General features: G+C 32.1%; 10 protein-coding genes. 6 read left to right on the forward strand and 4 right to left on the reverse strand.

Translation table 11 applies throughout. The features are described 5' to 3' along the window. The first annotated feature begins 23 nt into the window (after positions 1-23). Both ACN0TY_RS06195 and ACN0TY_RS06200 read left to right on the forward strand, forming a co-directional pair. The gene (locus ACN0TY_RS06195; RefSeq protein ID WP_417443788.1) at positions 24-452 is read left to right on the forward strand and encodes a thiol-disulfide oxidoreductase DCC family protein; all 429 of its coding nucleotides are present in this window, start codon (positions 24-26) and stop codon (positions 450-452) included. A 5-nt stretch (positions 453-457) separates the two neighbouring features. Beyond that, the gene (locus ACN0TY_RS06200; RefSeq protein WP_417443789.1) at positions 458-694 is read left to right on the forward strand and encodes a CBU_0592 family membrane protein; all 237 of its coding nucleotides are present in this window, start codon (positions 458-460) and stop codon (positions 692-694) included. Here the strand turns inward: ACN0TY_RS06200 and ACN0TY_RS06205 are convergent. After that, positions 683-1291: a TetR family transcriptional regulator gene (locus tag ACN0TY_RS06205; protein ID WP_417443790.1), complete on the reverse strand. Its 609-nt coding sequence runs from the start codon at positions 1289-1291 to the stop codon at positions 683-685. The genes ACN0TY_RS06200 and ACN0TY_RS06205 overlap by 12 nt on opposite strands. 161 nt (positions 1292-1452) lie before the next feature. On the opposite strand from ACN0TY_RS06205, the gene ACN0TY_RS06210 reads away from it, so the two are divergent. The 3 genes from ACN0TY_RS06210 to ACN0TY_RS06220 are packed head-to-tail and all read left to right on the forward strand — an operon-like array spanning position 1453 to position 7253. Then, entirely contained in the window at positions 1453-2694 is a 1242-nt protein-coding gene (locus tag ACN0TY_RS06210; protein WP_417443791.1) for an alkaline phosphatase family protein, read from the forward strand. A gap of 7 nt (positions 2695-2701) precedes the next feature. Continuing rightward, positions 2702-5800: a SusC/RagA family TonB-linked outer membrane protein gene (locus ACN0TY_RS06215; RefSeq protein WP_417443792.1), complete on the forward strand. Its 3099-nt coding sequence runs from the start codon at positions 2702-2704 to the stop codon at positions 5798-5800. A 4-nt stretch (positions 5801-5804) separates the two neighbouring features. Next, on the forward strand, positions 5805-7253 hold the full coding sequence (locus ACN0TY_RS06220; RefSeq protein ID WP_417443793.1) for a SusD/RagB family nutrient-binding outer membrane lipoprotein: 1449 nt from the start codon (positions 5805-5807) through the stop codon (positions 7251-7253). A gap of 41 nt (positions 7254-7294) precedes the next feature. On the opposite strand, the gene ACN0TY_RS06225 is transcribed toward ACN0TY_RS06220, so the two are convergent. Both ACN0TY_RS06225 and pta read right to left on the reverse strand, forming a co-directional pair. Continuing rightward, on the reverse strand, positions 7295-8482 hold the full coding sequence (locus ACN0TY_RS06225) for an acetate/propionate family kinase (protein ID WP_236958340.1): 1188 nt from the start codon (positions 8480-8482) through the stop codon (positions 7295-7297). Between the two features lie 66 nt (positions 8483-8548). Further along, the gene (pta, locus tag ACN0TY_RS06230) at positions 8549-10642 is read right to left on the reverse strand and encodes a phosphate acetyltransferase (RefSeq protein ID WP_417443794.1); all 2094 of its coding nucleotides are present in this window, start codon (positions 10640-10642) and stop codon (positions 8549-8551) included. Between the two features lie 131 nt (positions 10643-10773). Between pta and hutI the strand changes: the two genes are divergently transcribed. Next, positions 10774-12012 (forward strand): imidazolonepropionase, encoded by a 1239-nt coding sequence (gene hutI / locus ACN0TY_RS06235; RefSeq protein ID WP_417443795.1) that lies wholly within the window; start codon positions 10774-10776, stop codon positions 12010-12012. Between the two features lie 125 nt (positions 12013-12137). Here hutI and ACN0TY_RS06240 read toward each other — a convergent pair whose 3' ends face one another. Further along, the gene (locus ACN0TY_RS06240; protein ID WP_417443796.1) at positions 12138-14150 is read right to left on the reverse strand and encodes a PorP/SprF family type IX secretion system membrane protein; all 2013 of its coding nucleotides are present in this window, start codon (positions 14148-14150) and stop codon (positions 12138-12140) included. Positions 14151-14172: the final 22 nt, after the last annotated feature.

Below are 14172 nucleotides of genomic sequence, written 5' to 3' on the forward strand. Positions count from 1 at the left end.
ATTATATTTTTTTAAATTTAAAAATGGAAACATTGGAAGCTGGAAAAAAAATAATTCTCTTTGATGGCGTTTGTAACTTATGCAATAGCAGTGTGCAATTTGTAATCAAAAGAGATAAAAAAGATATTTTTAGATTTGCTTCTTTACAAAGTGAAGTTGGACAAAGAATGCTTAAAGAGAGAAGTATTGATTCAGCACAAACTGATTCTATTGTTCTTATTGAACCCAATGTTGCTTATTACACAAGATCTTCAGCAGCTATAGAAATAGCTAAGGAAATTGGAGGTTTGTGGAGTTTATTAAGTGTGTTTAATTATATTCTACCAGAAAGTATACGAGATAGCATCTACAATTTTATAGCTAAAAATCGTTATAAATGGTTTGGTAAAAAAGAAAATTGCCCTCTCCCTACTAATGAGCAGAAAAAAAAGTTCATAGAACAATCTAACTAATTTAAATGGAACTTCACAACGTTGTAGGTTGGATTGGAGCTTTATTCTTCATTATTGCTTATTTTCTTTTAAGCATTAATAAGCTTTCAGCTAAAAATAAAACTTATCATTTTCTTAACATTATCGGTGCGATATGCTTAGTTATTAACGGAATATATTTATCAGATTTTCCAAATGTGGTAGTAAATTTGATTTGGGGAATAATAGCTATTTATGCTATAATAAAACTCTTAAGTAGATAAATTTAATTCTAATAAATTTATAGCATACGAAGAATAAATATCAACTTGTTTTTTATAAGACTCTTCTTTTTCATTAAATAATCCAAGATAATAATATCCTCCATCAATCAAAGCAAATATAATTTCAGTAACCTCATCAATATCATCATTTTTAATTACTTCATTTTTATACGCTTCATGTAATTTATCTCTTAATACCTCATGAAGTGACTCTAAATAACGTTTAAAGCTTTCTTTAAATGCAGGTTTTCTGTAAATTAAAGCATAGCAACTATAAAATACTCCATCATCAAAATAACGATTCCATTTTCTTGAAAATAAATTTCTTATAAAATCAAATAATTGTTCTTTTGAGTCCATAACACCACTGTTCTTTGAACTCACCATCTGTAAATGCTGTTCTAAAATATATTCATTAAGACCAATTAACAAATCATCCTTTGTATTAAAGTAATGCATTATAAGTCCATTACTAATTCCCATTTCCTCCCCTACTTTAGCTATGGATGCATTTTCTAACCCTATTTTTTTAGCTACGTTATAAAAAGACTTTATGATTTCTTTTCTACGTTGGTCTGTCATTTTTTTTCTTCCCACACAATTATTTTTTTACAAATATAAGATTTACAAAACGTAAATATCTTGTCTATAATTCAATAACACTAAATATACATTAATATAAAGTTTTATTAATTGAACGTTCATTCAATTTATAATTCAAAAAAATAATTTTACAACAACTAAAAACTTAATTCATAATGAAAATAAAGCAAATGGTTGTATTAGCATTTATTATATGCTGTACAACAGTAAATTTATCAACTGCACAGGATAGAAAAGTAGTTTTTATTATTGTAGATGGAATAGCTCCTGACATGCTGGAGAAAACATCGACTCCTAGCCTAGATAAGCTGAAAGAAAAGGGAAGCTTTACAGAAGCATCTGTTGGAGGAACAAAAGGTACTTACAGCGAAACACCAACCATATCTGCTGTTGGTTACAATAGCTTACTTACTGGAACCTGGGTTAACAAGCATAATGTTTTTGGAAATAGCATAAAAAATCCAAACTACAACTATCCTACCATTTATAGACTCTTAAAAGATCAATACCCAAACAAGCAAACTGCAATATTTTCAACTTGGTTAGATAATAGAACAAAGTTAATAGGAGAAGGTTTAGAAGAAACTCAACGTATAAAAATTGATTATGCTTTTGATGGACATGAGTTAGACACTATTAATTTTCCACATGATAGTAAGCGAGAGTTTATAAAAAATATAGATACAAAAGTTGCTAAAAAAGCAGCTGACTATATTAAAGAGAGTGCTCCAGATTTATCATGGGTTTATTTAGAATTTTCTGATGATATGGGACATGGCTTTGGAGATAGCAAGCAACTCTATGATGCTATTACTTTTGAGGATGATTTAATTGGAAAAATTATGGAAGCAGTACATTATAGAGAAACAAAATATAAAGAAGAATGGCTTCTTATTGTGACTACCGACCATGGTAGAACTGCTAAAGATGGTAAGCATCATGGAGGGCAATCATATAGAGAACGTAGTACATGGATTGCAACCAATTATGTCTACACTAACAAATATTTTAAAAACTACACTCCAACTGTGGTAGATATATTACCAACCATAACAGATTTTTTAAATATTAAAGCTCCAAAGAACACTCAATACGAATGGGATGGTGTCTCTTTAATAAGCCCTGTAGATGCAATAAATCTTAGTGCTACAATAAATAATAATATTTTAGAAGTTAGCTGGAAGAATATTTCTAATAGCAATACTCAAGCTGAAATTTTATTAAGCACTACTAATGATTATAAAACTGGTGGTGTAGATAAATATATTTCGGTAGGTACTACGAGACTTTCTAACGAAAAATTTACAACAACACTAAAAACTCCTGTAAATAATTTTTACAAAATGGTTTTAAAAACTAAAAATAACACTCTTAACACTTGGATAACAAACAACTAGCTTAGCAATGAAAAAAATAATTATTTTATTAGCATTTGGTTTACTAACCTCACTTGGGTTCTCTCAAAAAATGATTAGTGGAACCGTTACAGATGTTAACAATGTTCCTTTGGGAGGTGTAAGCGTAAGTATACTCAACACTCAAAAAGGAACTGTTACAGATTTTGATGGGAATTATGAAATTGAAGCCAATAGTACGGATACTTTAATCTTTTCGTATATAGGTTTTTTAATTCAAAAAAAGCATGCCGATAATCAAACAATTATCAATATTATACTTCAAGAAAATACAGAAGAACTAAGTGAAGTAGTTGTAACTGCCTTAGGCATTAAAAAAGAGAAAAAAGCTTTAGGATATGCAGTTCAAGAAGTAGATGGTGAAAGTTTAGAAAAAGCCAAAGAACCCAACTTTGTTAACTCTCTCTCGGGAAAAGTAGCTGGTTTAACAGTAAAAAACTCTACCGATTTATTTCAAAATCCAGAAATAAATTTAAGAGGAGCAAGCCCTTTATTAGTTATTGATGGAATTCCTGATAGAACTACAGATATATGGAAAATAAATGCAGATGATATAGAAAATATAAGTGTTTTAAAAGGAGCTACTGCATCTGCACTTTATGGGTCTGTTGGTAGAAACGGAGCTATCATGATTACTACTAAAAAAGGAAAAAAAGGAAGACTTACTATTTCCGTAAGTAATTCTACTATGTTTCAGCCTTCATTTATTAAAGTTCCCGAGGTGCAAACCACATACGGAAATGGTAATCAAGGAAATTATGCTTATGTAAATGGTAGCGGATCTGGAACAGAAGGAGGTGGTTGGATTTGGGGACCTAAACTGGATCAATTAGACCCAACTAATCCTAGCGGATATTTTGAAACTACCCAATATAATAGTCCAATGGATCCAGAAACAGGAGAACTTATTCCTTTACCTTATACTTCTAGAGGAAAGGACAATATTAAAAATTTCTTTAGAACTGGATTGATTCAGTCAAATAATATAAGTGTCGACTGGGGAAGTGAAAAAGCTAGCTACAGAATGTCTATAGCTAATGTTTATCAAAAGGGAATTGTTCCTAACACTGATTTAAAGAATACCTCTTTTACAGTAGGAGGCTCGTTAAAACCATCAGAAAAATTTAATATAAACACGACCTTGACCTATAATAAACAATATACCAACAACTTCCCAGAGGTTGGATACGGACCAACAAACTACCTATACAATCTTATATTATGGACTGGTGTGGATGTCGATGTAAATGATTTAAAAAACTATTGGCGAGAAGGAGAAGAAGGGTATCAACAAAGACACTTCAATGTATCATATTATAACAATCCATACTTTCAAGCTTATGAATATTTAAGAGGATACAATAAAGATAATATTTTTGGAAATGTAAACTTCGAGTACAATATAACTCCAGAATTAAGTTTTAAAGGTAGAAGTGGTGTTAATGTTTACAGCTTATACAGAACTTATAAAGAACCTAAAAGTTATATTGGATATGGAAATAAGTCAAGAGGAAACTTTTCCTTACAAGACACTAATTATTTTGATATCACTAGTGATATAGGTTTTAAATATAATAACAATCTTACGGAAGATATCACTATTAATGCTGAAGTAGCATATTCTAATTATTATAGAAATTACACTTTTCACCAATCAGCTACCGATGGATTAAATATCCCTGGATTTTATAATTTAGATAATAACGCTGGCTCTACCCTATTCGGAGAAAACATAGTTGAAAAAGAAACAATTCATAGCTTTTATGGATTTGTAGATTTAGAGTTCTACAAGGCTTTTTATTTAACATTTACAGGAAGAAACGATAAAGTTTCAACGCTACCAGAGAGTAATAATTCTTTCTTTTATCCTTCAATTTCTGGTTCAGTAGTATTATCAAGCTTGTTCCACCTACCATCTTGGTTTTCTTTTGCAAAGCTAAGGGGATCATGGTCAAGAGTATCTGAAGGTAAAATCGATGAGAATAACCCATACAGTCATATCCAAGCTTATGAAAAAGGAACAAGTTGGAACGGAACCCCTTCTACTTACTTTGGAAGCTCATTGCTGGATAAAAATTTAAACCCTGAAACATCTGATGCTTGGGAAATAGGAACCTACCTACGTTTATTAGATAATCGTATCGGATTTGACATAGCATATTACCAATCTAGAGATTATAACAACTTAATCTATAGCCCTATCTCTGAAACTTCAGGATACAACAGCTTATTACTAAATGGTGACATTTATAAACGAAAAGGTATCGAATTTACATTAGACTTAACTCCTGTTAGAAATGACAATTTTAAATGGAATGCACAAATAAATTTAAGTCAATATCGAAGATATCAAGAAGAGATATATGGTGGTAAAGAACAGACAGAGAACTTCATCAATGTTGGGGATCGTACAGACGAAATCTATGCTTCCGTTTATCAAACTAATGAAAATGGAGACGTTATCTTTGAAAACGGATTTCCTGTTACAGATCCTTATAGCCGTTACATTGGATATGACGAGCCAGATTGGACGTATGGAATTTCTAATAATTTTCGCTATAAAAATTTTAACCTTTCATTCTTGTTTGATGGACGTATTGGAGGATTAATGTATTCTACTACCAATCAAAAAATGTGGTGGGGAGGTACATCTCCTGGTACTGTTAATCAATACAGAGATGACGCTAACAATGGGGAAAGTACATACATAGGGTCTGGTGTCAAAGTTGTGAGCGGAGATGTTTCATATGATGTAAATGGAAATATTGTAAACGATACTCGTACTTACGCACCTAACGATATTCCTGCTAACTACATTAATTTTATGCAAACTACAAGTAACGGACATAATAAAAACTACCACTACTATAAAGAAAGCTTTATAAAACTTAGAGAAGTGACTCTCACATATAATTTTGGAGAAAATGTATTAGACCATTCTCCTTTCACTGATTTAAGTATTTCTCTTGTAGGTAGAAATTTATGGTTATCATCAGATATTCCAAATGTAGACCCCGATTCTGGAACTGATAACTTACAAGCTCCATCAACAAGAAACATCGGATTTAATATCAATGCAAAATTTTAAACAAATGAAAATAATAAAACATAATCTATACCTCTTATTAGCTTTTTTAGTGCTAAGTTGTAGTAAAACTGAAGATTTACAGGATGATGAAAATAGAGCCACAGCTGTAAGTCCAGAATTAATATTAACTAATATAGAAATTTCAGCTTTTAATAATATTAGTTTAAGTTCTGGACTTGCGTCTCGCTATCTTACTAATACCAATGGTGTCAATTCAAATCAATATTATAGTTGGCAAAGATCAGATTATAGCACTTATGACAATCTAAAGCAGGTTAGTAAAATGACGGAAGAAGCTATAAGAACTGAAACAGAAGTATATCAGATTCTAGCAAAGTTTTTCAACTCGTACTTCATTGTTTCCCTTACAGAAATATTTGGAGATGTACCATATTCAGAAGCAACTAAAGCTTCTGAAAATAATTATACTCCCGTATACGACACACAAAAGGCAATATATATAAAAGTGCTTAACGATCTTAAAAGTGCGTCAGATCAATTAATCAATAATAATGAAGTTATCTTAGGAGATGTTATCTATGATGGAGACAAATTAAAATGGAGAAAGCTTATAAATTCATATTATTTAAGAGTCTTAATGAATTTATCAAAAAAGGAAAATGTTACAGAACTAAACATTAAAAACAGATTTAATGAAGTTTACAGTAACCCTTCTAAATATCCTATATTCGAATCCAACGAAGATAATGGAGCATTATATTTTTATGATATTCAAGATAATAGATATCCACTACAAAATGATAATGATTTACAAACTGCCTACTATTTAGAAGAAAGTTTTGTTAAGCGTTTACAAGATCTTGAAGATCCAAGACTCTTTACTTTTGCTGAAAAGACACCTAATACCGATAATCTTTCTAACGATGATTTTAGCGCTTATGGTGGACTTTATGGAAGTGGAGACTTAAATACTAATGTTTCTAAAGCTGTTAACGGAGATGCTTCAAGAGTCCATCCAAGATATTTTACCGATCCAGAAAATGAACCTAGCTTACTTATAAGTTATGCAGAAGTAGAATTTATATTAGCTGAAGCTACAGTAAGAGGTTGGATAAACTCCAATTCTGAAACGCATTATAAAAAAGGTATCGAAGCTTCATTAAATTTCTATAATATTTTTGAAACAGAAGTATACCTAAACAACGAAAAAATCCAATTAAGTTCAGGTAATGAAATTGAAACCATTTTAACTCAAAAGCATATTTCAATGTTCTTAAACACAGGTTGGCAAATATTCTTTGAACAACGAAGAACCGGATTTCCTGAATTTAATACAGATGGTTCTGGTATTTTAAATAGTGGTAACATTCCTAAACGCTGGATGTATCCTGCAAATGAGGCTACAAACAATAATGAAAATTTGACTGCTGCTATTACCAGACAATATCCAAACGGAGATACTACAAATGGGGAAATGTGGATTTTAGAATAAATAAAAATCCCTCGTTATTAATTTAACGAGGGATTTTTTTATCAACTTATCAATCTATAACTATCTTTAGCTATCTCTAATTCTTCTTTAGTAGGAATTACAAGAACCATTACCTTAGAAGTTTCTTTACTAATAATTCTATTTTCAGAAGAGCGTACATTATTTTTATAGTCTTCTAGCTCAATTCCTAGATAACCCATATCTTCACAGATTAAACGTCTTAAAACGCTACAATTTTCTCCAACACCAGCAGTAAATACAATTGCATCGACCCCATTAAGTGCAGCGGCATATGCTCCAATATATTTTTTGATACGATATGCATTCATCTCAAGAGCAAGCTGACATTCTCTATTACCTTCGTTAGCTTTTTCTTCGATAATTCTAAGATCACTATGTCCAGTTAATCCTAACATCCCACTCTTCTTATGTAAAATAGTGTTCACTTCCTCTAATGAATATCCCAATGTATTAACCATATAGAAAATCACAGACTGGTCAATATCTCCACTTCGCGTCCCCATTATAAGTCCGTTTACTGGAGCAAATCCCATGGAATGGTCTATACTTTTACCATTTTTTACAGCGGTAATACTACATCCATTCCCTAAATGAATCGTAATCAGTTTAGATTTCTTTTTACTGATAAAATCTTTAGCTCTTTCTGCAACATATTTATGACTTGTTCCGTGGAAACCATAAACACGAACATAATTCTCGTCTAATAATTTATTTGGAATAGCATATCTATATGCCTTTTCAGGTAATGTTTGATGAAAAGCAGTATCAAAAGCAGCAATCTGCGGGATACCTGGAAATACTTCTTCTGCAACTTCAATCCCAGTGTAATTATGAGGATTATGAAGCGGTGCTAATGAAAATAACCTTTTAATAGTATTCTTTACAGCATCATCAATAACAATAGTATCAGAAAAATCTTTTCCTCCATGTACAACTCTATGTCCTATAGCATCTATATCTTCAATTTTATCAATAGCCCCCTTTTCTTTGTCCATCAATAAAGCAGCTACCTTTTTTAAACCGATTTCATGATTTTCAATAGGCATCACTTCAGAAAAATTCATTTTCTTAGATTTATAATGAAGAGCTGCATTATCTAATCCTATTGCTTCCACTAACCCAGAAGCAACTACAATCTCTCCTGGCATCTTTATGAGTTGAAATTTTATTGAAGAACTCCCAGAATTTATGACTAATATTTTTTTCATTTCTATTATTGATTATTGTAAAGAAGAAATTACTCTTCTTAGATCTTAACTTATCTTTTTTATATTTTATATTCCTTGTGCTTGGATAGCAGTAATAATCACCGTATTAAAGATATCATCAACGGTACAACCGCGACTTAAATCATTTACAGGTTTATTTAATCCTTGTAACATCGGTCCGATAGCCAAAGCTCCCGTTTCTCTTTGCACAGCCTTGTATGTATTATTACCAGTATTTAAATCAGGAAAAATAAGCACACTTGCTTGTCCTGCAACATCAGAATCTGGCATTTTACTTTTTCCTATCGTCATATCTACAGCTGCATCATATTGTATAGGTCCAGCTACTTTTAAATCGGGACGTAAATCCTTAATAATTTCGGTAGCACGACGTACACGATCAACATCTTCCCCTTTTCCAGAACTTCCTGAAGAATAAGATAACATTGCTATTTTAGGTTCTATTCCAAATGCTTGACTACTATCTGCTGAAGAAATTGCAATTTCAGCAAGTGCCTCTGCAGTAGGATTAGGATTAATTGCACAATCACCAAAAATAGAAACACGGTCTTCTAAACACATGAAAAATATAGAAGATACCACAGAAACTCCTGGTTTGGTTTTTATAAACTGCAATGCTGGTCTAATGGTGTGTTGCGTGGTATGAACCGCTCCAGAAACCATTCCATCAGCATGGCCTTTATAAATCATCATGGTTCCATAATATGAAACATCGCTCATAGAATCGCGAGCCATATCCATATTTACATTTTTATGTTTTCTAAGCTCATAAAAGGTTTCTGAATAATCATCATAGTGCTCCGATTCTGTTGGATTGATAATTTCAATCTTATCAAGCTCTAATAGAATTCCAAGATTGGTAATCTTTTCTAGTATTTTATTTTTGTCTCCCAATAATGTAATGTCAACAATATCTATTGCTACCAAACGCGCTACAGCATGCAAAATACGTTCGTCTGTACCTTCAGGCAAAACGATACGCTTTTTCTGTTGGCGTGCTTTAGTAACTAGACCATATTGAAACATTCTAGGAGTAATTCCTTTAGGTTTGAAATTTATTAAACGTTCTGCAAGCGTTTCTATAGATACATATTTCTCGAAAGTACTTATAGAAGTTTCTATTTTTTGTGTACTATCAGCATAAATATTAGACTTTATACTTCCTACTTGATTGGTAACATTAAATGTTCCACCAGCCACAGAAACTATAGGAACTACCTGAGAAAGTCCTTCTATCAGTTTTAAAATGGGTTCTTCAGGAATAAGACCTCCCGTTAATATAATACCTGAAATACGTGGATAATTACTAGATATGTTAGCTTGTAAGGCTCCAAGAATAATATCTGCACGATCTCCAGGAGTTATAACCAAGCTATTATGTCTTAATTTGGTGATGTAATTTCTAAGCTGCATCGCTCCTACTCCAAAACTTCCTGTTTGATTGTCTAGAAAATCGTTTCCAAATAAAACATCTCCATCCAATGCTTCAACAATTTCTTTTATAGTTGGATTCGCTAAAGTCTCAATACTCGGAATCGCAAAAACATCTATTTCATCTGGTAAGAAATTACGTAACTCCTCTTTTATAAGTTCCAGATTTTCTGGATTTATTTTATTGGCAATCATCGCCATTACATTTACATCTTTATTTATAAATGTATTGTATGCCAATTGTAAGCTTCCTGCTAGTTCCTCTTTTGTTTTATTAACACCACTAGCTACCAATATGGCAGGGATTCCAAGGTTTTTTGCAATTAAAACATTCACATCAAATTCAAAAACACTTCCCTCTCCAGAAAAATCAGAACCTTCAACTAAAATAAAATCAAAGCGCTCTTCTAAACGTTTATACTTCTGAATGATCGTATCAATAATCTCACCGGATTTACCTGTATTTCTCTTCTGAATTATTTCATTACGTGTAAAAGCGAATGCATCTTCATATGAAAGATCCACATCAAAATGAGATAATACCGTTGAAATGTGATTGTCTTTATTATTCTTTTTATCCTCGTTGATTATAGGTCTGAAGTAACCCACTTTAGCAGTTTTCCCTAGTAGTGTACGCATAAGGCCTAGCGTTATTAAAGACTTTCCACTATCCGACTCTAAGGTTGCAATATAAATACCTTTATTCATGCCAATATTTTATGGTTCTTATATATAGCGAGGGAACTATTTATCAATTCTATATAAATATTCTACAAAATTAAGCTATAAAAAAGACCTTTCCTAAATGTTTTAATACCTTTATCGCTCAAATCGATTTTATGAGAACATTATACATAAATATAAAAGAATTATTACAGGTAAGAGAAGAAAATATCAATAAAGTAAGTGGAAAAAACATGAAAGTTCTACCTACAATAAAAAATGCTTACCTGCTTATTGAAGATGATTTAATAAAAGATTTTGGCGCTACAGAAGATGCTCCTAAAGAAGCGATCGATAAAGTTATTGATGCAAGTGGTAAAACTATCCTTCCATCTTGGTGCGACAGTCATACACATCTTGTTTATGCTGGAAATCGAGAACAAGAATTCGTAGATCGAATTAACGGACTCACTTACGAAGAAATTGCTAATAAAGGAGGTGGAATTCTGAATTCTGCAAAAACACTTCAAGAAACTTCTGAAGAGGATCTTTATGAGCAATCTAAAAAACGATTGGATACAATTATTAAGAGTGGAACTGGCGCTATCGAGATAAAAAGTGGCTATGGACTTACCGCTGAAGCTGAATTGAAAATGCTCAAAGTAATAGAGCGTTTAAAGCAAAACTATCCAATTGCCATAAAGAGCACATTTTTAGGAGCTCATGCAGTACCTAAAGAATACAAAACGGATAAAGATGCTTATGTTAAAAAAATAATTGAAGAAATTCTCCCTCAAGTAGCTAACGCAAAACTTGCTGAATATATTGATGTCTTTTGTGAGGATGGTTATTTTTCTGTAGCAGATATGGAAGCTATTCTTAAAGCTGCAAATTCATTTGATTTAAAACCTAAAGTTCACGTTAATCAGTTCAATGCTATTGGAGGGATAAAAGCTGCAGTTGCTAATAATGCTCTTAGTGTAGATCATTTGGAGGTTATGAAAGATGAAGATATTGAGGCTCTAAAAAATACGGACACTATGCCTGTAGGACTCCCACTCTGCTCTTACTTTTTGAGTATTCCTTATGCTCCTGCTAGAAAAATGATCGATAGCGGACTTCCATTTGCAATTGCTACGGATTATAACCCAGGATCTTCACCTAGCGGAAATATGAACTTAGTTGTAGCAACAGCTTGTATAAAAATGCGAATTACCCCAGAAGAAGCTATTAATGCCGCTACAATAAATGGAGCTTATGCAATGGGACTTTCTGACACCCATGGAAGTATTACAAAAGGCAAAAAAGCAAACCTAATTATTACTAAAGAAATTCCTTCATACGGATACCTGCCTTATGATTTTGGTAACTCAAATATAGAAGAAGTAGTTTTAGACGGTATTACAGTTTCTTAAACTTATAAAAAACTTTAGGATAACTACTAAATTATACTAATAAAAAAGGTCCCTCTGGGTTTAAACCTTGAGGGACCATAAGCCTTACAATTTTTATCTATCTATCTATCTATTATGAAAGGCTTTTACTTTACCCATAACACCCATTTTTCATCAAAATAAGTATTATTGATATTGTTTTTTTGCAAGCTTTTAATCGTCAGATAACGATTAGCTTTATACAAATATACGTAGTAATATTTATTTTCAGGGTTAATAAAGTATTTTGGTTCAAAACCATTGTCTTTTAACTTCTTAATAAATTTATTAAAGTAATTATCTTGTGAAAATACATTCACAACTAAGTAAAAACCTTTTTCTATTCCTGGAGCACTATTTATAGTTTTATAGCTGGTATCTTCTCCAAACACTGCAGAAGTAACAGCAGTGGTATCAACTACTTTCTTATCTACGGTATTAGCTATTGAATCACTTTTTCTTAAAAACTCTTGATAATCTGCTTCTATTTTTTCTGCTTCCGTTTGCTCAGTTTGCTGCACATTAGCACTAGCCTCTTCTGGAACAGTAGCAACTTCTGGACTCATTTTTTTATTAAACTCTTCTTGTGCTGCTTTAGCATAATCTTCAGCATCTTCTTCATATACTTTAACGGCTGCTTTTTCTTCAACTGCAGTTTGTGTTCTTTCTACAGCTTCCGTTTTTTCTACGATTGATTCCTCCTTATCACCACCACCATATACCGCATAAGTAGATGTAGTAGGTTTCTCTACTGCTTGAACAGCATCTTCAACAGGCGCTTTAGATGCTACAACTGATTCTGAAATTGCTACGGAAGGCTCTTCTTTAGCAATATTATTTTCTTTAATTAATTCTTCTTTATGAATTTTTTCATTTGAAACTACCGCTTCGGCTTCATCATTGGTGTCTAATGTGCTTTTAGCTTCGTTATTTGTTTCTGAATTTGATACTTGTTCCTTTTCATCTTCATTTGATTTACTTGCTACAGCAGCAGAACCGCCGTATAAAGCATATTTAGAAGTACTGTCTTTAGTCGTTTCTGCAGCTTCAGCAACAACAGTCTTTTCAGAAGAATTTATAATGTTATTGGCATCCTCTTCTCGTCTTCTTCTTATATCTTCTGAAGAAACAAAAGACTCTTCGTTTACATTTTTAGTAGTAACTGCTTTTCCTCCACTTGGCGCAGGATTTTTACGCATTTTCTTAGGACCTAAATCAATAGAAGCAATTGCCTCATATGTTCCTCCAAAAGAATTATTGGTTTTACTAGTTCCTGTTTCATAAGTGATTCCAACACTAATTCCATCACCAATTTTTACACCAATTCCTCCAGAAATACCAAAAGTTGTATTATAACCAGCTTGAAACCATCCTGTGTATGGTAAATCTATCATAGAGTTAAAACCAAACTGAAAATCTTCATTAGGTAACGTTTTTCCGTACACAAGATTTCTCCACTTCGCATCTTCCATAAAACCAATAGCATCATCAAAAGATTTTGTGTATCCTACTTGACCAGAAAAGATTTTATCAGAGAAGTCTGTAACCGTATTTGAATCATTAAAATTATAGTCAAATAAATTCTCAGCATAAATACCTATATCAAAATCTGATACAGAAAAATTTATTCCAGGCATTACCAAAACTAAAAAATCATCTTGATCGTCTAAAATTGCAGGATCTGGTTCTGTAGAACTTATGGCATTTTTATTTAAACCTCTTCTAAAAAGTGTAGTATTCATACCCACAGAAAGCGTTGTATTATCACTTAACTGCACTCCGTAAGAATAGTTAAGCAACAAACCTGAATCTACCAACAACCCCAAATTTTGTTGATACAAACCAAGACCAGCACCAGAATTCTCAGAAACTTTCCCTGAATAACTTAATAAATATGTTTGTGGGGAGTTTTCAATTCCTGTCCATTGAATCCTACTCCAAAAGCTAACTGCTTTAGAGTCATTTCGAACGTAACTGTATGTGGGATTCACCAAAAATTTATTGTATTTGGTGAGATTGTGTTGTCTCCAATCTACGATTGTGCTCGTATTTTCAACCTGAGAAAATAGCACATATGTGTTTAGTAGCAATCCAATTGCAAGTAGGCATCTTTTAATCATAGAGAACTAAACTATTTGGGGT

The sequence above is a fragment of the Joostella sp. genome, assembly GCF_048266025.1.
Taxonomy (GTDB): domain Bacteria; phylum Bacteroidota; class Bacteroidia; order Flavobacteriales; family Flavobacteriaceae; genus Galbibacter; species Galbibacter atrarenae.

Excerpts from the sequence above, each read along its gene's own strand:
- pta (WP_417443794.1), bottom strand. The coding sequence starts at position 10,642 with ATGAATAAAGGTATTTATATTGCAACCTTAGAGTCGGATAGTGGAAAG.
- ACN0TY_RS06195 (WP_417443788.1), top strand. The coding sequence starts at position 24 with ATGGAAACATTGGAAGCTGGAAAAAAAATAATTCTCTTTGATGGCGTT.
- ACN0TY_RS06240 (WP_417443796.1), bottom strand. The coding sequence starts at position 14,150 with ATGATTAAAAGATGCCTACTTGCAATTGGATTGCTACTAAACACATAT.
- hutI (WP_417443795.1), top strand. The coding sequence starts at position 10,774 with ATGAGAACATTATACATAAATATAAAAGAATTATTACAGGTAAGAGAA.
- ACN0TY_RS06225 (WP_236958340.1), bottom strand. The coding sequence starts at position 8,482 with ATGAAAAAAATATTAGTCATAAATTCTGGGAGTTCTTCAATAAAATTT.
- ACN0TY_RS06210 (WP_417443791.1), top strand. The coding sequence starts at position 1,453 with ATGAAAATAAAGCAAATGGTTGTATTAGCATTTATTATATGCTGTACA.
- ACN0TY_RS06220 (WP_417443793.1), top strand. The coding sequence starts at position 5,805 with ATGAAAATAATAAAACATAATCTATACCTCTTATTAGCTTTTTTAGTG.
- ACN0TY_RS06200 (WP_417443789.1), top strand. The coding sequence starts at position 458 with ATGGAACTTCACAACGTTGTAGGTTGGATTGGAGCTTTATTCTTCATT.
- ACN0TY_RS06215 (WP_417443792.1), top strand. The coding sequence starts at position 2,702 with ATGAAAAAAATAATTATTTTATTAGCATTTGGTTTACTAACCTCACTT.